The sequence below is a fragment of the Paenibacillus oralis genome (genome assembly GCF_003863965.1).
Lineage (GTDB): Bacteria > Bacillota > Bacilli > Paenibacillales > Paenibacillaceae > Fontibacillus > Fontibacillus oralis.
In genome coordinates this window covers 1,654,165-1,673,747 of record NZ_RRCN01000001.1, presented here as the reverse complement: position 1 = coordinate 1,673,747, position 19,583 = coordinate 1,654,165, and the positions used below count along the sequence as shown (strand labels likewise).

The following is a 19,583-nucleotide window of genomic DNA, read 5'->3' as shown; positions in this document are numbered from 1 at the left end:
AATGGGATATGATTAGAGTCGCGAATTTAACCAAAAGCTTTAAAGGCCTGGAGGTCCTCAAAGGCATCGATCTCGAGATTAAGGACGGGGAGGTGCTCTCGATTATCGGCCCTTCCGGGTCGGGAAAATCGACGCTGATCCGCTGTTTGAACTTTCTGGAGAAGCCCGACACCGGGATCATTGAAATCGGAAATGCCAAACTGGACGCGAAAAACTGCACGCGTAAGGAAATTCAGCAATTGCGCTCGCAAACCGCCATGGTCTTCCAAAACTATAATTTGTACAAAAATAAAACGGCATTGCAAAACGTGACCGAATCTTTGATCGTCGTGAAAAAAATGCCGAAAAAGGAAGCGGACGAGCTTGGCATGGAGTTGCTGAAGCAGGTCGGGCTGGCCGAGAAAAAGGACAACTACCCCGCGACGCTGTCGGGGGGCCAGCAGCAGCGCGTCAGCATTGCTCGTGCGCTCGCCATGCGTCCGCATGCCATTTTATTCGATGAACCGACCTCATCGCTCGATCCGGAGCTGGTAGCCGAAGTGCTGCAAGTTATCAAATCGATCGCGGAGATGGACACGACCATGATCATCGTGACGCACGAAATGGCATTTGCCCGCGAGGTATCGGACCATATCGTGTTTGTCGAGGGCGGCCACATCGTCGAGCAAGGCCCGCCCGATCAATTTTTCAACCATCCGCAAAAGGATCGGACGAAGCAGTTTCTTAAAAATTTTCAAAATGGATAAAGCAGGTAGTTTTCACTGGAGACCGGATCCCGGAGGGGAGACGGTTTCTTTTTTTGACATTATAGAATTTATAAAATATCGGTCATGGTAGAGGGTGATGCGCAGGTAGAGAGGGGAGGAGAAGAGGAATCGGGGGGCTAAGGGACAGCAGAGCCGTTATTTTGGGAAAAACGGAGGTTTGCAAAATGTAACGGACACAGACGACCTTATTTACCTCAAATCGTCCTGGATGAACGGGTTTAGAGCGAGATAGGGTCGCCTGTGTCCGTTAGACTGGGAAATACCCGGGAAATGGGTGGATAAGGTCGCTGGTGTCCGTTAGAGCAGCGTCCAAAGTTTAGGAAGAGCCTCCAACCGCTCCAAAGTAGAAGTCAGAGCCATTAAGGACGCCGTCAGGCGGTGGATTGAATTTTTTTAAGCGCCACCAGCGTGTGAACTGAAATACTATTTAATTCATACTGCTGGAGAACCAATAAATTTTCTTCGATACCACGAAGACTCACAAAATATGGCTCGAAGTTTCCATGTAAGATTGTGTGAGTATTATCTTTTATTTAATTTGTCTTAAATAGCTTGCTTGTTTTCTTCAGCTTCGCTACCTGCTCTTCGGACAACCCCGTAACTTTGGCAACCAGCGATGTTTCCATTCCCTCGCGAAGCATATTGAGCGCCGCCTTTTCTATCCCTTGCTCCAAACCTTCCTCCCTACCTTCCTTCAAACCTTCCTCGTACCCCAAACGACTCCACGCGGGCATCAGTTTCATAATAGACTCACCTTCCTCCGGGTATTGTTCTTTCAACTCTTCCAGCAACCGCTTGTCTTGCTCGGGATCGGCATTGAAATACTGATCCGCCACTGACATGATCAGGGACATTCGCGCATCATCCAGCTTTCCTTGTAGCCGTAAAATCATCCGCAAATACGCCAGGCGTATTTCTCTCTCTTCTCCCTTAGTATATCCCATTTTCACCAGCAGCGCAGCAGCAATCGGATTGCTGGAATCGATAAATTGCCGCCAAGGTTGCTTCCGCAGTTCCACCTTCATAAACTCAAACTGCAAAATCGCCTGCTGCGGCGTGCTCATTACCAGCGTATTTTTCTCCTCCTTAGCCTCGTCCGCTGTAAAAACGGCGATGGGAATAATCAGTTTATACTCCTTCCGATGCCGCTCAAACAAACGGCTGAAATAGATGAACATCCGCTCATGGAAGTCGTTCTCCAGGTAGGACTGCGGCTCGATGTGGATCAATATGTACGCATCCAGCTCCAAGTATCTCGTCTCCAGCAGCAGATCCAGCGTCCGCTTTTCCTCTCCAACGATATCCACAAGCAGCTCCTGCATCAAAAAACGGGTATGACGATGATCGAGCAGCTTGTCCAGCTCAGGAAAGAACAGTTCGATGAACTCCGCAAAAAAGGTTTGCAGCAGCTTCTTGAACGCTTCGTCATGTGGGGTGAACGCCCTGCCTTTCGGCCATCTTGCTTTCTCTTCTTTTACCGCTAGTTCATAAGCACTCATGATTAATCCCTTCCCCTTCCTCTACCATAATCCAACAATTTTGCAACAAAAAAAGCACACCGCCACAGCGCCCCTTAGGCGCCCAGCAAGTGTGCTTCACTTTTCATTTTATTTTGTATATGTAAACTATATCATCGATCATCATGGAGAAGCAATGTTATTTTTATTGAAATCAGCGTATAAAGATTACCTTGATCGGTCTCGTACCTATCGAGGTTTTCTTTTTTATTATTGATCAATCGATACGAGGCAGTCGCTCCAACTGCCAGAGCGCGATCCAGACAAGGGCGTTAAACATGAACATACCCCATTACAGAAACATTTAACCTGTCTACTGTTTGGGGAGCATTGTTCTATTTCCCTGATTCTATTGGTATAACTTTTACCATTTCATCCTTATCAGCTTATTTTATCATAGCCCAATCATGCACATTTCTTCCTTATTGCTCCATAATGCAGCTAGCCGTATTATAAAATTAGTGTATTTTATTGTTCCGGTTTATTTGGTGAAGGAGGGACTTGCTTGAAATCCGTGGCTACGATTCGCACGCAATTGGAGGAATATTTGAAAAGCAACCGGATGACGCTGAATCAGTTCTCCGAGAAGACGGGAATTAACTCAGGGACGTTAAGCGGGATTATCAACGGCCATCGCCCCATCGCCATGCAGCAGCTGGACCGGATCACGGCGGGGATGGGATTGCCCGAAGGTTTTTTCTATGAGGCGTATATTGAGGAGTGCTTTTTTCATGCTGCGCCGGATTGGCGTAGGTTGGGCCCTTTTTTGAAGAGATGCGCCGAGCTGAACAAGCTGGAATGTATTGAGCGAATGGTTCGGTTATTGATGGACAACCTCTCCTATATACCATTGCTTTTTGACTTGGCCGAACAGTTTTTTCATGAAGGCAAGCGGGAGGCGGCCGTACTACTATACGAAGCGGTCTCGGAGGGTGAACGGATGCAGCACTCCGAGCGGCTGGCGCTCTGCCGGTATCGTTTATTTACACTGGGTTTGTCCAAGGACCAAAACAAGAACTTATTGCTGGCCGCCCGTTTTGAACCTTATGTGGACCGGCTGGATGAACCTTATCAATTGGATGGGTTAAATGATTTACTCAATGTGTTTCTTTCACTGCGCAGATGGAATAAGGTCAAAGAATTGGCGGAAAAATTAAAAGTAAGGGCAACTATTTACTATAAACTGAACGGCGGTAGAAAGTCGTCGGAAACTAAGAAGCAGAATATTTTTTATGTTTTATATGCCTATTTAGAATTAGGTGACGCACTTTTCAATTTAGAAGACTATGAAAATGCGTTGCAGTATGTTTCCCTGTATACGGACTGCGATTGGGTGAAAAATCCAAATGAAGATGAGATGGTCGTGATTCACCAGTTTCAGGAGTGTGCTGAGGGCAATCGTTATCTGTATCAATTAATGTCCGGGAAAGTGGAGGTTTTGCCGGAGTACGAGAGGTATATTTCTACCCGGGAAAACGAAGTTTTTACCGCTCTATGCGAAATTGTTATTGCGGCTAACCGGTATGGTTTTAATATCGATTTTATACTTGAGAAGTACAAGTCTTATTTGAACTACCGAGAGCAACGTAACCGCATCGGAAAGATTAGCGAACAGTGTACTAACGACCAGTACCTAAATTTAATAACGGGTTTGGGGGAGTATTATTTAAGGAAAAGTGACTTAGGGCGGGAATTTAGGTTTGTTTTAGATAGTTTGGCGTACGCTATTGACACCCGTAGTGGGCACGGAATGCTGAAAAGTGTGGAATTGTTTGGACAATATCGAAGCTATGCCTCTGATGAAGTAAACCGGGAGTACAAACAGTTATATGAGAAAATGAGTTTTGCGGATATTAGTGTATAAAATAAGATTACCTTGATCGGTTCCGCACCGTCGAGGTTTTCTTTTTTTAGAAAAAAGTTAATTTTGTAACATTTTCCTCCTGTTCCTTATTGACCGATGTTATATTAGCCTATACTATTAGTCATATATGGTTGTTTATTCCATTATTGTGCAAAAGGAGGTGTTCACTTGAAAGCGGCAACGACGATTCGCTCCCAGTTGGAGGCTTATTTAAAAAACAAGAGTATCACGCTCAATCAATTCTCCGAACTTACGCAGATCAATTCCGGAACGTTAAGCGGCATTATCAATGGGCATCGGCCTATTGCCATGCAGCAGCTTGACCGGATTACGGCGGGGATGGGACTGCCCGAAGGACATTTTTATGAATTGTATATTGATGAATGCTTTTTCCAGGCCGCGCCGGACTGGCGTAGGTTGGGACCATTTCTGCAGCGGTGCGCCGAGCTGAATAAGCTCGACTGTATTGAGCAATCGGTTCGGTTAATGATGGATAACCTTGCTTACATACCGTTGTTGTTTAACTTGGCCGAGCAGTTTTTTCACGAGAACAAATGGAAAGCGGCTGCCATACTTTATGAATCAATTGCGGAGAGTGAGCAGAAGCAGCATTCTGAGCGGCTGGCGCTATGCCAATACCGGTTGTTTACGTTAGGGTTGTCCAAGGATCAGAATCGAAATTTGTTGCTGGCTTTGCAATTTGAACATTTTGTGGATCGGCTTGATGAATCTTATCAGTTGGATGCGCTTAATGATTTAATTAATGTGTTTGCTTCTCTGCGTCGTTGGGATAAGTTAATAGAATTAGCAGAAAAACTAAAAATAAAAGCAACCATTCATTATGAGTTAAGCGGGAGCAAAAAATCAGCAGAAACCAAAAAGCAGACCATTTTTTACATTTTGTATGCCTATTTAGTGTTGGGTGAAGCTCATTTTTATTTGGCTGACTATGAGAATGCATTGAATTACGTTTCTTTCTACACGGATTGTAGTTGGGTGAAGCACCCCGATGAAGATGAAATTGTTGTGATCCTTCAATTTCAAGAATGGGCCGAAGGCAATCGTTACTTATATCAATTGATGACTGGCAAAGTAGAGGTTATGCAGGATTATGTAGAGTATATTTCCACGAGGGAAAATGAAATCTTTCCGGCACTTTGCGAGATCGTAATTGCGGCAAACAAGTTTGATATAAATATTGATTTTGTACTTGAAAGGTTTCAACCCTATCTAACATATCAAGAACAGCATTACCGATTCGGGAAAATTAGCGTGCAATATACCGATGATCGGTATGCAAACTTATTAGCTGGTTTAGGTAAGTATTATTTAAACAAAAATGAGTTTGACCGAGGACTAACGTATGTTCTTGACAGTTTAGCATTCGCTATTGAAATTTACAGCGTCATCAGTATGCTTAAAAGTATAGGACTATTTGAACAAAACAGGGATTTAGCAACTGAAGAGGCTAACCGGCGGTACAAAATTTTAATTGGCGAGGTGCAAGAACTGAATGAAAAGAAAATTGACTTTATTAATAGCTGCATGTAGTCTGGCGGCAGTCGTAACGGCACCGGTTATTTCAATCCTCCCTATCGGAAAACAGCTCAATCCAGGCATCACAATAAATGGCCACGGCTTGGGAGCTTAATTTCAGACGGAAAAAGCGCTCTTGGATTTTTTAATCCGGGGAGCTTTTTTTTATCTGAATGAAACCTAGCAGTTCTATACTCGCAAGAACAACACCAACTTGACTTATTCAACTGCAAAAGTGCATTCAATCTTCCCTAAATTACCGCTCTAGGGCGATTGAAATGCAAAACTACATTTGAAAAGGGGCTATTTGATAAAAAAGAGAATTTTGAGCGGAAATGAACTGCACATTTGCATTTGGCGGGCTATGATCGGGGTGTTTGGGCGAAAATAAGATGCACTTTTGCATTTCGTGGATTGCTTAACAAGTTCCGGATCGATGTTCTTTCACTCCCTCCTCCCTCTGTAAGAAAGTTTCACTGCTGACAAACGGGCCATACCTTGGAGTTTACCATCATAAATTAGAATGATGGCGGTAGGAGGGAAATCGTTGATGGAAAGCCCCGAAAAACTAAAAATAAGGATTGAATTAGCCCGAAAGAGGCTTGTCCAATTAGAGATGATCTACGGGCTCGGTCACGCTCTGGTCTTGAAACAATCCGTGCGGTTGGACGAGCTCATTAATCAGTACTACAGGTTCGGCATTTTGGTTTCCGCAAAGAAAAGAGCCGATGTATAAACCAAGGGCTCAGGGCGCTCGCCAGCAGTATCGAACGGTTCGCCTTCCAAAGCAGTTCGGAGCCGTTCCGCGACTTCCCCGGCTTCCCGGATGGAAACTCCCGGCAGGCCGATGATAAATTCCTCGCCGCCATACCTGGCAAACAAGGCCTCCGGCAGAAGAATAGTCTTGCACACCTCGGCAACATGCATCAGAGCGTGGTCCACGGATTCATGGCCGTAGGTGTCGTTGATTTTTTTGAAAAAATCGATATCAAACAGAATGAACGAGCAGCACGTTCCAGCCGCTGCCGCTTCCTCCAACAGGGCCAGACCCTGTCTGAAAAAATCCGCCCGGTTGCCAATGCCGGTCAAACCGTCGGCATAGGCGAGCCGCTCGAGCTCGTCCTGAAGCGCTTTTTGCTCGGTCACGTCGATCAGTAGAAGCAGCGTGCCCAGCGTTTCGCCTCCTTTGCCGAGAACGGAGGAGGACCGCACGAGAAAAAACCGCATGAACCCGCCAACCTTCCACCCCAGCTCCTTCCCCATACCGTCGATATTTTCTACCGCAGGGAAGTCCGAACCCGTTAAGGCAAGCCACGCTTTCCTCAGCGGCTGGCCAATCGACCGGCTTCCGATCTCCGGCATCATTCCGGTCAAGCCTGATTGAAGTCAACGATCCGCTGGGCGCTGTCCAGGACAATGACACCTTCCCGCATGCTTTCGAAGCGCATCGTTGGTGGCCACCATAAGCAGCGTGATGAGGGGAATAATGAACATCGCGGAAGGTCCGCGCGAATGGTATGTTTTTGCGGTTGATGAACGCGTAAATGCCCAGAAACAAGGACAGTACGCCGGAGGTGGCGACAAGCGTAATATATACGTTAATTGGGCTCCCATCGGTTATTGTTCTCCATATTCGGAATCACCCGAGAAATTTCGCGATTCGCTGCCAGCGCTATCTGTGATTGTACAGAAAGTGCAGAGGGTTGGGAATCTCTTTTATATGGGAGAAAGGCAGCCGAATAGGATGCATGGAAAAGCAATAACACGGGAGCCGCAGGTGCACCTATTTTACGATTAATGAGCGATCATCAGGCCTTTACGTACGGTTCCAACAGCCAATCCGGCAAATAGGCCTTGGTGTTGTTCAGCATGGTCACGAAAAGCTCCTCCGCTTGCTCCGGCGTTAGGGCGGAGAGCAGGGGATCGTTCGTGAACGCCCGCAGCGCCAGCTCCCGGTTATGGTTCAGCGAGGCTTTGACCAGCGCTTCCTGGTTGTAAACGTGGCGGATGACCAGGTTGTTGATGTCGTCCGGCAGGCTGCCGGCCAATACCGGCTGCACGCTGTCCGCGCTGAACACGGCGTTGGTCTCGACGACGGCCCCCAGCGGCAGCGAAGCCACTTGGCCGCGGTTCGGCAGGTTGACGTTGGTCACTATCGGCCCGCTGGCCCCGGTCAGGCTGCGCAGCATGGCGATGCCCTCTTCACCGCTGTTTTTCAGCGTAAATGCCTCTTCACCGGAGACGAGGCGGCTGCTGCGATCCAATAGTTTTTTCTGGTTATCGGTCCGCCAGGAGACGGTGGTTAAGCCGAACTTCCAGCGTTTGACGTGTTCGGGATCGCGCAAGTACCAGGTGTTTGGCAGGAATTCGGCGAGATGGCGGTCCCCGGCGGCGGCGATCAGGCCAAACCGGAGGAACAAATCGAAATGGATCCGGTTGGCGGAGGAGAAGCTGTTGTTGATCCAGTGGTCTTTATCGGCGTGGCCGCTGAACCCTTCCGCGGCGTATTTCACCGCAAATTCACGATAAAGCGGGAATAGGTTGGTGCCCCGGTAAGAAGCGCGATCGAGCCAGGTGAAGTGGTTGATGCCGAGCACATTCACCTCGATGTCCTGACGCCGTACGTCTTCGATGCCTTGCATATTCTTAAGCATTTCGGCGAGCAGGGACTGGGTGCCGAACACCTCATGGCAGCAGCCGAACGCTTTGATGCCCGGGAACACTTCATACAACGTGCGGGTCAGCACGCTCATCGGGTTGGTGTAGTTGATGACCCAGGCGCTTGGTGCGTGGTCGCGGATGGCGGCGGCGATTTCGGCGTACATCGGGATGCTGCGCAGCGCGCGGATGGCGCCGCCCGGGCCGACGGTGTCGCCGACGGACTGATATACGCCGTAAGCTTCAGGCGCATGAACGTCCGACTGCATCTCGGCGAAGGTGCCGGGCAAAATCGAGATGATGACGAAATCGGCTCCTTTCAGCGCTTCCGGCAGCGTCTCTACCGCTTCGTAGCGCCAGCGGCCGACGGCCTCGGGATGCTCCAGCAGCTGGTTGCCGATTTGCTCATTGGCTTTGGCGGCCGCCAAGTTGATATCGTACAAAGCAACGGTCCCCGAAAGCGCCGGCTCCAAAGCCAGGTCGCTCATCAAACCCCAGGCCCAGCCGCGCGATCCGCCCCCGATATAAGCGATTTTCAAATCCATTGATTTATTCACTCCTTCGTGTTGTGTTACAATTACGATAGAACAAAATGAGAGCGATTACAGCACGATTATTGCTGAATTGGTCGCCGGATTCTACATTTTTTGCTGAAATGGACTGGGGAAGTAAATTCACCTGCGGCAGGGGGAGAACCGGGATGAATATCGAAGGACAGCTCGAGCCCATCGAGCGTCATTTCACGATCGAAGCGGTCAGGCAGCCGGGCCGGTTTACCATGGTCGGGGAGCATTTTCACGATGCCTGGGAAATCTACTATTTGGTGTCCGGGGAACGCTGCTATTTTATCAAAAATCAAACGTATCATATCCGCGGCGGCGATGTGGTGCTGATCCCGATGGACGTGCTGCACAAAACTTCGCCCTCCGGCAGGCTGTCGCAGCCTCATGAGCGGATTCTGATCAATTTTCGCACGGAAGCGTTCGCCGGTTATCTGCCGGGCAGGGAAGGGGAGATCAACCGCCTGTTCGAGGATTATCCCGTGGTGCGGCTAACCGCGGAAGAACAAAATTTCATGCAGCCTCTGTTCTCCCGGATGCTTGCCGAACAAAGCCGGAGGGAGACCGGGTACGAGGATTATTGCCGGCTTCTTTTGTCGGAACTGTTGCTAAACCTGGTACGCTTGGCGGAAAACCGTCCCGTTGATGATGGGGAAGCGGAGGCGGGGAAGCGGCCTTACCGCGAAATCGCCGAGGTGGCCAAGTACATCACCGCTCATTACGAGGAGAACCTTAGCCTAAGCGGGCTTGCCGGCCGGTTCCACCTTAGCCCGTATTACCTTAGCCACATATTTCCCCGGGTGACGGGGATGACGCTGGTCGCCTATATTAATCGCGTCCGGATCGAGCAGGCTTGCAGGCTGCTGCGGGAGACGGAGCTTCCGGTGACGGAGATCGCCTACCGCGTCGGCTACCAGAGCGGAACGCATTTCGGCCGCGTGTTCAAGAAGGTCAAGGGCATCTCACCGCAGGGGTATCGAAGGGAGCAGGGGATGTTGGGGTGAAGGAGGCGGGGAAGGACGTGGGAAGGAGCTCGCTTATTTAAGTGAGCCATGCAAAAAGGGCCCCGAAGCGGGATCCCACTCTAGAAACGGTGTTTGCAAGGCCGGGTACTGGAACCAACCAACTGTGGCCTTTAAAAATAGCGGAATATTATGTTCTTATTATCCGGAAATGAGCATGTTCATCCCCATTAGCGGAATTTTTTGTCCTTATTATCCTAGGAATGGACTAGAACACGGGGATATCCTAGCGCTTTGAGTAAATAACGACATAAAATTCCTCTATTTCTCTTTGAATAGGGGAATCGCAGGAATAACGACATTTTTTTCCTTTATGTGCATTTGGGGGAAATGAACCAATGCACATTTAAAGGGTGATCGCATCATGCTTTAAGTATTAGTCAACTTCCTTCGTTGCTGCCGCTTCCTTCCGGAAAAAGCTCGGCAGGAACTCCTTGTTGGCTGTCGTCTCACGGACGATCAACTCCGGGTCGATCCGCTGGCTGGCGCCGCGTTTTATTTTGCCGTCGATGCGTTTCAGCAGCATGTCGGCGGCGGCCAGCGCGATTTTGTCGGCGGGCTGGCGGACGCTGGTCATGTGAGGGCGGAGCCGGGAAGCGATGTAGTGATCGTCGTAGCCGACGACCGCGACCTGCTCCGGCACGGAAACGCCGGCCTCCATCAGGGCGTTCACGACGCCGAGGGCGATGTTGTCGTCGCCGGCAAACACGGCCCCAGGCAGCTTGCCTTCGCGCAGCCAGCGCTGGCACGTCTTGTAACCGAAGGCGATATCGAAATCGCCGTACACGACGTCGAACGGCTCAAGCCCTTGCTCTTCCAGCGCCAGCATAAAGCCGCCGCGCCGCTCCCGCGTGCTGCGGAACACCTCCTGACCGCACAGATGGGCGATGGAGGTGCGGCCAAGCTCGAGTAGATGCCGGGTCGCCGCATATCCGCCTTTGAAATTGTCGACCGTCACGGAAAAAGCGTCGTTTTCCGGCTTTTGATGATCGATCAGTACATACGGGATGCCGCGCCGCTTCAGCTCCAAAATAAAATTGTCTTCCTCTACCGGCGAGAGGAGGATCAGGCCGTCAACCCGGTCCTCCTGAATCAGGTAATGATTGCCGCCTTCGCCGATCCCGGTCGAAACCGAGACGGCTAAATAGTACCCGTGCAGTGCCAGCACTTCATTCAACTCTTTGACCACCGCATCGAAAAAAGGGTCGTGCAGCGTCGTCACGATTACGCCGATTATGCCGGTTTTACCGCTGGCGAGGCTGCGGGCGGCCGCATTCGGGCGGTAATCCAGCTCCTTTATCGCTTCGAGCACCTTCTGCCGGTTTTTCTCCCGCACGGTTTCCACCCCGTTCAGCACGCGGGATACGGTAACGACCGAAAGCCCCGATTTTTTGGCCACGTCAAAAATACTAACCTTCATTTCGATTTCTCCTTGCGGCGGATTTTCCATTCCCTGGAATTTTTTTGTTAACATTAGTATAACAAGCCCTGCGGAACGTCCGCCAAAAACAAAAGGCTTATATTATAAAAGAGGAACAGAAGCCCCCTACCAGGGAGCCGCCTAAACGGAGGGATAGGGCGGAGGGGTCATAAACTCGTCGATTTCCAGCGCTTTTTTCTCGATTTCTTCGCGCGTTAAAATCCCTTTTTCCGTCAACAGTTCGATAATCGCGCTGAGAGTCACCAGCTGGTGGTAATGATCCTCCTTCATGTCGGCGAGTTTGGCCAAAACGTTCACTTCGTTCATGGGCGAAGAATAATAGGAATCCATAGGTACCTCCTCAAGTTTTAAGTTAAGGCGAAAATCCGAAAATTACCTGATAGAAAAAGGCTTCCGTGCCATCAAAATATGGTAAAATAAATCTATCAATCTATCGCTTTACTATAGTGTAGTCCGTAACGCAGTCAAACATTCCTAATTTAAAGAAAAAATTGCCAAACATCCCGTGATGGCAGCAACTCATAAGCTCAGCGCGGCGTCAGAGTAAATGATGCATGCCTGACATATGGTTTTGCCGTACCGGCATACAGTTGAAGGGGACCTTTGTTTTGCGTAAAACAGATCAAAGAACATGGCGGCGAGATCAGGGATAGAGTATGGAGGGAGAGAGTACGATGGGATTGTTTGACGATGATTTTTATTCAACGAAAGTGCCGGGTCGACGCTTGCGCATGTCCGAGGGCGGTAAACGACGTTGGCTGGAGATACGGCGCGGGCAAGGGTTGTCCACGCTGCAAATCTCATTGATCTCTTCCGTGTTGAGCGCGGTTGTCGCCGTTTTGTTGTTTAGCTTTATTGTGGGTCTTCATTCCTCTACCTCCAGGGGTGACGCTTCAACAGGGGCGGCCCCGAAACCTACAGATCCGTTCGATCGGATCAGCTGGGCCGCGGGCAAGGCGGCTCCGGCGGTGGTCAGTATCCTGAACCACAGCGAGCTGTCGCACGAGGAACCCGAGCGGGCGGCGCTCGGTTCGGGCGTGATTTTCAAGAAAGAGAAAGGCAAGGCTTACATTATAACCAATACGCATGTCATTAGCGGTTCCGAGGACCTGGAAGTGGTGACGAGCGACGGAATTTCGCACAAGGCCAAAGTTACCGGCCAGGACTCGATTAATGATATCGCGGTGCTGGAGATTGACGATAAAGGAATCCATACGGTGATCGACATCGGCGATTCCAACAAGCTTCGCGCCGGGGAGACGGTCATTGCTGTCGGCAATCCGCTCGGGCTGGGGGGCACGCTGACGTCCGGCATCGTAAGTTATACGAACCGGATGATTCCGGTCTCGCTGAATCAAGACGGGGTTTACGATTGGGAGCAGGAAGTGATCCAGACCGACGCGGCCATCAATGAGGGCAATAGCGGCGGGGCGCTGGTGGATCTGGACGGGCGGCTGATCGGGATCAATACGATGAAAATCGCCGACACCGGTGTGGAGGGGCTGGGTTTTGCCATTCCGGTGAACGATGTGATGAAGACGGTTGATGATCTGCTGCTGCACGGCAAAGTCGTCCGTCCTTATATAGGCGTGTATACGCTCGATCTGGATAATCCGTATTCGCCGATCACTGACGAGCAGCGTCAAGATTTGAAGCTGCCGAGCCACGTCACCGAGGGCGTCATTGTACTGGAGGCCCATGGGCCGGCGCTGGAAGCGGGGCTGAAGTTGAACGACGTGATCATTCAGCTCGATAAGCAGCCGATCCAATCGACGATGGAACTGCGCCGTTATCTCTATGAAAATAAGAAGATCAGCGACGATTTGCAGGTGAGCTACTACCGGGACGGCAAGCTGCAGAGCGTTACGATGAAGCTCTCCGACAAGCCGTCGGACGCGGAGATTGATGCAGGGCTTGAAGATAAATAATTGAATTTCCCAAGGCTTATAGCCGCAGGAACGATGAAGATTCCGTTACATCAGGAAAGCCGTAGCAGATCAATGGGTTGACAAGCGATGCAGATAAGTGACAAGAGATACAGAGGAATCCTCTAATTCCATTAGAATATAGGTGTGGATGTAATTCTATGGAATGAGGGTGAACTGTAAGCTGTGTTTAGACGGATGATGCGATTGGTGTTTTGTTTAGTGATCGTCGTAGCGGCAGGGGCGGCGACGATGGGACCGAGGCAGGCGGAAGGAGCAAGAAGTGATGACTATACCGATATACCAAGGTCCCATTGGGCTTTCCAGGCTGTTCGGTGGTCTAAAATTAACGGGGTGGCTACAGGGTTTTCCGATGGTTCGTTTCGTCCCTCCCAGTTTGTGTCGGAAGCGGAATTTCTGGGGATGATATTTCGCGCTTATCCGGAGCTGCCCTTGGATGAACTTGAGGAGGGCGAACCTGAATACGCTCCTTATTACGCTTATGCCACCAAGGCAGATTGGCCGGTGGAACATCAGCCAGACGCTCCTGTTACCCGCGGTCAAGCCGCCCGTTTGTTAGCTGCCCTTGCCGGACAATCTTTGCCGGAACAAAGAGCGGTCCTATGGATGTTTACCCAAGAGATCGCCGAAGGCAAGTCTGGTGAAGAGGCGGCGTTTGCTTTCGGTGATAAACTGACCCGGGCAGAGGCTGTCACGTTTCTATATCGATTGGAAAAAGCACAGCCCTGCGCGGTTTTGAGCGGCCCCGAAGGAACGGCATCGGGAATAAGTTTGAACGGCCTTGGACTAGGCGATGCGGAATCAAAGGTAACGGAGTTGCTCGGCAAACCGGATCGCAAAGACGCTGCTTCTTCCGGCATGGAGTGGTACGTCTACAACCGGAATTATCAGTGTTACAAACAAATCGGCCTCACGGATAACCGGGTTGTTGCGTTATTTTCCAATGGTGGAGAGTGGCAGTTCGGTGACGGGAATGCGAATGGGCTTGATGGCTTGCTGGACCGGGCGGGTGATCTGTGGGGGGAGCCGGAGCATGTATCGGATTATGAACTGGTTTACCGACCTAATGGGAGCTACCTGCACTTATACAAGAATAACGAACGTGGGGAATCTATCGGTAAAGAGTTTGTCGATGGGGCGTTATGGATGGATCGGAGCTACGTTGACGCGTTAACGGCCAAAACCGCTTTATTTTCGGTGCCGCTGGATGCTCTGGAGCGTGAGATGTTTGATTTGGCGAATACGGCCCGAGTCAAAAGAGGAGTTCTAGGCCCCTTGGTATGGAATGAAGAGTTTGCAGCCGCAGCCAGACTGCACAGTCAGGATATGGCCAAGCGGAATTACGTAGGGGTCGAAACTCCGGACGGACAAACGCTCGAAGAGCGGTTAATCGCCCAAGGTTTGGGGGACTATCGGAACCGGGGCGAAAACATTCGGGTAGGTAATGCCGACGCGATTGCTGTCTATTACGAATGGGTCAACAAAAAGAGCAGCGGGGCGGAAATGCTGAGCGGCAAGTTTACGATGCTCGGGGTCGGGGCTGCGGAAGGAACCGGTAACAGCGATTATCCGATGTATTATACGCTGCTTTTTAGTAAGCCTTAATGTAAAAAAGATCAAGGAATCACCCGGCGCCGTGCGATTGCTTGCGGCTTGGGCGGTTCCTTTTTTTCGCGGAGTATGGTAGAAAGGATAAAGGACACCCTGTAATTACGGAAGATTCCGCCGGGTGGCGGCGGGAAGAGAAAGGATGCTTTGAATTTATGTATGTCGTATGCAAGGATCATGTGGAACTGGCGATTGATATGTTCGTGGACGAATTCGAAGAGGCGCCCGATGTGGTTGATTTGGAGCACACGAAGTTCATCGACTGGGAGCCGCCGGTGAAGTGCCAGGAATGCGAGCAAGAGGCGCGGTTTTTGGTGGTATGAGGAAGCGGGGCGGTTTTCTCCACGGGGGAAAGCGGCCTTTTTTGTTGGGTAGAGCCGCCTAAATATGCGATCTCCGGAGCAATCTAACAAGTAAAAAGATTCCCGGAGGAGTGAGGCCAATGAACCGGAAATGCACGCTGCCGCGCTGCTGCTCCTGGATTGGGGCGACTTTATCCGCTGATATATTTACGAAGCTTAAAGGGGGTTGAATAATGTACATACAAATCATTGCCGTCGGCAAGTTGAAGGAAAAGTACCTGGTGCAAGGGATCGCCGAATATACGAAGCGGCTGACGCCATATGTGAAGTTTCAGATCGTCGAGGTGCCCGACGAGAAGGCGCCGGAGACGATGAGCGAGGCGGAAGTGCTTCAGGTGAAGGAGCGCGAGGGCGAACGGATCCTCGCGCAGATCAAGAGCGACGCGCATGTCATCGCGCTCGCCATCGGCGGCCAGCTCTGGAGCTCGGAGGAACTGGCCGCCGAACTCGACCGGCTCGGCACGTACGGGACGAGCCATGTCGCTTTTGTCATCGGCGGCAGCCACGGGCTCGCTGATGGTGTGCTCAGCCGCGCGCAGCAGCGGCTGTCGTTCGGGCGCATGACGCTGCCGCATCAGCTTATGCGCCTTGTCCTCACCGAGCAGATTTATCGCGCGGTGAAGATTAATCGGGGGGAACCGTATCATAAGTAGGGCGAAATTTTGAATATTATGAGAGATGAAGGAGGGAATTTCCATGAAACCAGAAATAAATAAGAGCTGCTGAAGATGTCATTAAGCTGTTTGAGGAGATGGGGACGGAGGAGGTACTCGAGTTTCGTCTCCATCTTGATAAGGAGACTGATCGTGGTTGTGCTTTGATGGCCGCAGCGTTTTTAGATGAGTTATTGAAGGAACTATTGCAGAATACATTTGTGGATGACTCAGAAAGTTTTATGGATCTTTTCTACGGGACAGGTGGGCTCGCGATATTCTCTTCGAGAATTGAGTTGATTTATCTTTTGGGGCTAATCCCCTTCGTCTTCGCAGAGACTTACATATTATCAGAAAGATAAGAAACGATTTCGCACACTCAATGAAGATAATTGATTTTAATCATCCTCCGATTGCTTCTCGCTGTAGAGAGTTACACTACAATGTTTTTAAAGATCAACTACCTCCTAGAATGGCGTTTAATCGGTTAGCTTTTGGCGTTGCAGGAGTCATAAATGGTGCCAAAAGTACAACCAAGAGAAGGACCGTACGTGGTGATATTGATTTTGGTTCAACAGAGTTTCAGAAGGGGCTGCGCTTAAAAAATGCTTCTCTTTCTCCTCATTAAAGGCGAACTCGATGCTGCCGACGCGCTTCCTATCGTCCAACGTGATCCTCACGATCAAGTGCAGCAGGGTCTTGCACTACGGCGGGAACGAAGAGCGGCGGAGCAGGGCGTCGAACCGGCTCACCAGGGCTTGGACTGGTCGTCTCGAAGCTTCAGCTGCAGCTTCGACTGGCGAGTGAGTTCAGTGTCGGGCTCTTTGTTTATCTGGCTTACACCCCGTCATAACCTTTTTCAGACATGAGATCGATGGCAGTCATCAATACTTTATCGCTAGTGCTGTGAGTGTCGTTCATAGGTCACCTTTTAATACAAGTGGTTACTTGCATTGTTATTTCATATTTCCTTTGAATTTCATGTCAACCTTCAACCTTCATAAAACGCGATTATTGTTGTGAGTATGCGGAGAATTTTACTGGATATCAAGGAAACAAGCAAGCTAAGCAGAGACGTGCTTGGCTAGAGGAGCGTGCTCCCGCTTTTGCACTGCATGCTGTCATTGACGACGTAACGGGGATCGTTGTCAGTGCCGTGTTCCGCAACTAATGTCGGGAAGGTTAATCTCTTGTTATTCTACAGGGCATTCGGAATTATGGTGTTCCGCTTAGTCTTGTACAGTGATCGGCACAACATCTTCCGATCGGCAAATGAAAAGCTTACGGTAGAACAGGAACTTGCCCCGGGGAGAAGAAGCCTCTTTTCCACTTTGGCAGGCCATGACAGCCCGCATATCAATCATATTAAGGCCAAGCGTTCTCGCTGCAAGTGACAGAGAAACCTGAACGCAAGACCAAGGCAGCAAACAAGGCGACTTCTTTGCAACCACACAAGCCCGCTCAAGACCATCTTTGGAAATCCACGTTCGGCACCCACTTACCCAAGCGTATCACAAAACAATTAATTCCAGATGTTATGTATTCACAGCGTAATAGCTATGCAGGGACCTCTTTGTAAACGGGAGGCTCAACAGAAAAGTGACATTTACATAGCACAGTTATAATGACATTTTCACAAATTATTTCTTGACAACATGACAATATTAATTTATCTTGATGTTAACACTATTAACTTTTGTGGAATTAATTTTTTTATTCATTACTAAATATCCTTATTTTATTGTGTATTTTTATATTAAATAAAAGATAATTGCATTAACTTTTGGGGGTGTTTGTCATAGGGAGAAAAGGATTAAGCAAGGAAAAGATTATTATGACAGCGGTATCATTGATTGAGGAAAAGGGTTTTGAGAATTTCTCTCTGCATACTTTGGCCAAAAAATTAGGAGTTACAACTACATCGTTGTATAACTTCATTGAAAGCGCTACTCACTTAAGTGTTGAAATTGGCAAAGTAGCAATATCACAACTTTATGAGTCTATGACTATGGCAACGGGAGGCATTACAGATAGCCGTTATTTGTTAATGGAGTTTGCTGTTGTTTATCGAAAGTTTGCCCTTCAACATCCAGAGCTATACAAAGTAATGATCAACATGCCTTCAGTTCATGGTAAAGAGCATCTTCGGATGATTCTCGATCCAATGGCTGATGCATTAAAAAAGTTTTCAAAGGATGGTTATGACAATATAAATCTCTTAAGAGCATATAGAAGCATGATACACGGTTTTGTGTCATTAGAAATTACAGGGTACTTTGAACTGTCGAATGTGTCTATTGATGAGAGCTTTATACTGGTTGTAAAGTTATTCGTCGATAGTTTGAGGGGCGGTATTGAATTCTAGGGCATTCAAGGAATAAAAACAATGGAGTTTAGTTATGAGGAAGTTGAAAATGAGAAAGTATAACAAAAGCAAAACTAAGGAAACGATTTGGACTCAATCTTTTATAAGTATTTTTATTATAAATATTATATTGAATTTGGGCCAATTTATGACGGGTGCCTTGATTCCCAAGTTCGCCGCTCACCTGGGGGGAACCGCTACTATTGTAGGGATGGTAACGAGTATGTTTGCTATAACTGCACTGGGTGTAAGGCCAATCGTTGGGCCTGCAACGGGTTATTTCAGAAAAAATCGATTATTAGCAGTGTCTACAGGTGTCATTATTCTGGCATTTATCTGCTATGGAATAGCAGCCGATATCAACATGATCCTAGTAGGCCGCTTGCTTCATGGAATAGGAATGGGATTTCTTGCCCCTCTTAGTTTAGCTTTAGCCAGTGATGCCCTGCCAGAGAATAGAATTGCATCCGGAATAGGCATTTTCTCCTTAGGTCAGGCTATTGCTACAGCTATAGGCCCAACACTTGGATTGGAATTAGTTAAGGTCTATGGCTATAACTCGACGTTCATAATAAGTGCTGTTGCGATGGGAACGGTACTACTGCTGATCCTGAGGCTGAAGAGTGAAGCGCCAAGCCCAAATAAAAGATTTAAGATTTCCCTAGACAACATAATCGCACTTGAAGTGATTGTACCAACGATTATAATGTTTTTTCTTGCAGGAGCCTTCTCCTGTATAAATTCTTTTATTTTGATATACGGGGGCGCTACTGGGGTTGATGACATTGGGCTATTTTTTACATCTTATGCAGTATGTTTATTATTTACCCGACCTATTAGTGGAAAACTTACTGAAAAATATGGCGTAAGCACAACAATAATTCCTGGTATTGTAATTTTTGCTTTGTCGTTCATTGTGATCAGTTTTTCCAAGTCTCTTCCCATGTTTATAGTTTCAGGTGCACTCTCGGCTTGCGGTTATGGCATTTGTCAGCCTTCAATCCAGACGCTTTGCATGAAACTTGTACCTAATGAAAGACGTGGAGTCGCTGGTAATACAAATTATATAGGTGTAGATACCGGATACTTGATTACACCATCTTTGGCAGGATTAATTGTAACTATTGTTCAGGGTTATGGAGGAAGCGAGGTGGATGGATATGCAATCATGTATAGGTTGATGATTATTCCAATTTTAATTGCCCTAGTGATCTTCTTGTTCAATAGAAAATCTTTGACTAGGAACAAAACATATGCAGATTAATTCTGAACGATTGGAGTGAA

At 48.7% G+C, this 19,583-nt stretch carries 17 protein-coding genes and 1 pseudogene; 13 read left to right on the top strand and 5 right to left on the bottom strand.

Annotation, left to right across the window (positions count from 1 at the left end):
- Positions 1-8: 8 nt before the first annotated feature.
- Complete coding sequence (locus EHV15_RS07890) at positions 9-746, top strand: amino acid ABC transporter ATP-binding protein (RefSeq protein WP_128630753.1); 738 nt, start codon at positions 9-11, stop codon at positions 744-746.
- 554 nt (positions 747-1,300) lie between these two features.
- Here the strand turns inward: EHV15_RS07890 and EHV15_RS07885 are convergent.
- A complete protein-coding gene (locus EHV15_RS07885; protein ID WP_128630752.1) occupies positions 1,301-2,266 on the bottom strand; it encodes an Rpn family recombination-promoting nuclease/putative transposase in 966 nt (321 codons plus the stop codon).
- Between the two features lie 532 nt (positions 2,267-2,798).
- Between EHV15_RS07885 and EHV15_RS07880 the strand changes: the two genes are divergently transcribed.
- From EHV15_RS07880 to EHV15_RS38015, 3 genes are all read left to right on the top strand, one after another.
- Positions 2,799-4,148, top strand: coding sequence for a helix-turn-helix domain-containing protein (locus tag EHV15_RS07880; RefSeq protein WP_246061905.1), 1,350 nt, complete (start codon positions 2,799-2,801; stop codon positions 4,146-4,148).
- A gap of 168 nt (positions 4,149-4,316) precedes the next feature.
- A complete protein-coding gene (locus tag EHV15_RS07875) occupies positions 4,317-5,699 on the top strand; it encodes a helix-turn-helix domain-containing protein (RefSeq protein ID WP_128630750.1) in 1,383 nt (460 codons plus the stop codon).
- A 508-nt stretch (positions 5,700-6,207) separates the two neighbouring features.
- Positions 6,208-6,420: an aspartyl-phosphate phosphatase Spo0E family protein gene (locus tag EHV15_RS38015; protein WP_342773960.1), complete on the top strand. Its 213-nt coding sequence runs from the start codon at positions 6,208-6,210 to the stop codon at positions 6,418-6,420.
- Here EHV15_RS38015 and EHV15_RS07865 read toward each other — a convergent pair.
- On the bottom strand, positions 6,372-7,049 hold the full coding sequence (locus tag EHV15_RS07865; protein WP_128630748.1) for a GGDEF domain-containing protein: 678 nt from the start codon (positions 7,047-7,049) through the stop codon (positions 6,372-6,374). The two genes, EHV15_RS38015 and EHV15_RS07865, sit on opposite strands and share 49 nt — an antisense overlap.
- A 121-nt stretch (positions 7,050-7,170) precedes the next feature.
- Here EHV15_RS07865 and EHV15_RS07860 point away from each other — a divergent pair, with 121 nt between their 5' ends.
- Positions 7,171-7,482 carry a hypothetical protein gene (locus EHV15_RS07860; protein WP_128630747.1) on the top strand — a complete coding sequence of 104 codons (312 nt, stop codon included), beginning with the start codon at positions 7,171-7,173 and terminating at the stop codon, positions 7,480-7,482.
- Between the two features lie 10 nt (positions 7,483-7,492).
- Here the strand turns inward: EHV15_RS07860 and EHV15_RS07855 are convergent, their stop codons facing one another.
- Entirely contained in the window at positions 7,493-8,887 is a 1,395-nt protein-coding gene (locus EHV15_RS07855; protein WP_128630746.1) for a family 4 glycosyl hydrolase, read from the bottom strand.
- A gap of 155 nt (positions 8,888-9,042) precedes the next feature.
- On the opposite strand from EHV15_RS07855, the gene EHV15_RS07850 reads away from it, so the two are divergent.
- Positions 9,043-9,906 (top strand): AraC family transcriptional regulator, encoded by an 864-nt coding sequence (locus tag EHV15_RS07850; protein ID WP_178075791.1) that lies wholly within the window; start codon positions 9,043-9,045, stop codon positions 9,904-9,906.
- Positions 9,907-10,300: 394 nt separating this feature from the next.
- Here the strand turns inward: EHV15_RS07850 and EHV15_RS07845 are convergent, their stop codons facing one another.
- Together EHV15_RS07845 and EHV15_RS07840 are read right to left on the bottom strand one after the other, a co-directional pair.
- A complete protein-coding gene (locus EHV15_RS07845; RefSeq protein ID WP_128630744.1) occupies positions 10,301-11,344 on the bottom strand; it encodes a LacI family DNA-binding transcriptional regulator in 1,044 nt (347 codons plus the stop codon).
- Between the two features lie 141 nt (positions 11,345-11,485).
- A complete protein-coding gene (locus EHV15_RS07840) occupies positions 11,486-11,695 on the bottom strand; it encodes a hypothetical protein (RefSeq protein ID WP_128630743.1) in 210 nt (69 codons plus the stop codon).
- A 344-nt stretch (positions 11,696-12,039) separates the two neighbouring features.
- On the opposite strand from EHV15_RS07840, the gene EHV15_RS07835 reads away from it, so the two are divergent.
- The 7 genes and pseudogenes from EHV15_RS07835 to EHV15_RS07810 all read left to right on the top strand — a co-directional run bounded on the left by EHV15_RS07835 (position 12,040) and on the right by EHV15_RS07810 (position 19,563).
- A complete protein-coding gene (locus EHV15_RS07835) occupies positions 12,040-13,293 on the top strand; it encodes a S1C family serine protease (RefSeq protein WP_128630742.1) in 1,254 nt (417 codons plus the stop codon).
- A gap of 183 nt (positions 13,294-13,476) precedes the next feature.
- Entirely contained in the window at positions 13,477-14,916 is a 1,440-nt protein-coding gene (locus EHV15_RS07830) for a CAP-associated domain-containing protein (protein ID WP_128630741.1), read from the top strand.
- Positions 14,917-15,074: 158 nt separating this feature from the next.
- Positions 15,075-15,242, top strand: a complete 168-nt coding sequence (locus tag EHV15_RS07825) for a CxxH/CxxC protein (RefSeq protein WP_063836288.1) — start codon at positions 15,075-15,077, stop codon at positions 15,240-15,242.
- Positions 15,243-15,454: 212 nt separating this feature from the next.
- Positions 15,455-15,934: a 23S rRNA (pseudouridine(1915)-N(3))-methyltransferase RlmH gene (gene rlmH / locus EHV15_RS07820; protein ID WP_128630740.1), complete on the top strand. Its 480-nt coding sequence runs from the start codon at positions 15,455-15,457 to the stop codon at positions 15,932-15,934.
- Positions 15,935-16,956: 1,022 nt separating this feature from the next.
- Positions 16,957-17,325 (top strand): annotated as a pseudogene (locus tag EHV15_RS38250) (ISNCY family transposase); the annotation flags it as partial.
- Between the two features lie 443 nt (positions 17,326-17,768).
- Positions 17,769-18,299 carry a TetR/AcrR family transcriptional regulator gene (locus tag EHV15_RS07815; RefSeq protein ID WP_128630739.1) on the top strand — a complete coding sequence of 177 codons (531 nt, stop codon included), beginning with the start codon at positions 17,769-17,771 and terminating at the stop codon, positions 18,297-18,299.
- Positions 18,300-18,333: 34 nt separating this feature from the next.
- On the top strand, positions 18,334-19,563 hold the full coding sequence (locus tag EHV15_RS07810) for an MFS transporter (RefSeq protein ID WP_128630738.1): 1,230 nt from the start codon (positions 18,334-18,336) through the stop codon (positions 19,561-19,563).
- Positions 19,564-19,583 lie beyond the last annotated feature (20 nt).

Excerpts from the sequence above, each read along its gene's own strand:
- EHV15_RS07860 (WP_128630747.1), top strand. The coding sequence starts at position 7,171 with ATGAACATCGCGGAAGGTCCGCGCGAATGGTATGTTTTTGCGGTTGAT.
- EHV15_RS07815 (WP_128630739.1), top strand. The coding sequence starts at position 17,769 with ATGACAGCGGTATCATTGATTGAGGAAAAGGGTTTTGAGAATTTCTCT.
- EHV15_RS07845 (WP_128630744.1), bottom strand. The coding sequence starts at position 11,344 with ATGAAGGTTAGTATTTTTGACGTGGCCAAAAAATCGGGGCTTTCGGTC.
- EHV15_RS07810 (WP_128630738.1), top strand. The coding sequence starts at position 18,334 with ATGAGGAAGTTGAAAATGAGAAAGTATAACAAAAGCAAAACTAAGGAA.
- rlmH (WP_128630740.1), top strand. The coding sequence starts at position 15,455 with ATGTACATACAAATCATTGCCGTCGGCAAGTTGAAGGAAAAGTACCTG.
- EHV15_RS07865 (WP_128630748.1), bottom strand. The coding sequence starts at position 7,049 with ATGATGCCGGAGATCGGAAGCCGGTCGATTGGCCAGCCGCTGAGGAAA.
- EHV15_RS07890 (WP_128630753.1), top strand. The coding sequence starts at position 9 with ATGATTAGAGTCGCGAATTTAACCAAAAGCTTTAAAGGCCTGGAGGTC.
- EHV15_RS07840 (WP_128630743.1), bottom strand. The coding sequence starts at position 11,695 with ATGGATTCCTATTATTCTTCGCCCATGAACGAAGTGAACGTTTTGGCC.
- EHV15_RS07835 (WP_128630742.1), top strand. The coding sequence starts at position 12,040 with ATGGGATTGTTTGACGATGATTTTTATTCAACGAAAGTGCCGGGTCGA.
- EHV15_RS07885 (WP_128630752.1), bottom strand. The coding sequence starts at position 2,266 with ATGAGTGCTTATGAACTAGCGGTAAAAGAAGAGAAAGCAAGATGGCCG.
- EHV15_RS07855 (WP_128630746.1), bottom strand. The coding sequence starts at position 8,887 with ATGGATTTGAAAATCGCTTATATCGGGGGCGGATCGCGCGGCTGGGCC.
- EHV15_RS38015 (WP_342773960.1), top strand. The coding sequence starts at position 6,208 with ATGATGGCGGTAGGAGGGAAATCGTTGATGGAAAGCCCCGAAAAACTA.
- EHV15_RS07850 (WP_178075791.1), top strand. The coding sequence starts at position 9,043 with ATGAATATCGAAGGACAGCTCGAGCCCATCGAGCGTCATTTCACGATC.
- EHV15_RS07825 (WP_063836288.1), top strand. The coding sequence starts at position 15,075 with ATGTATGTCGTATGCAAGGATCATGTGGAACTGGCGATTGATATGTTC.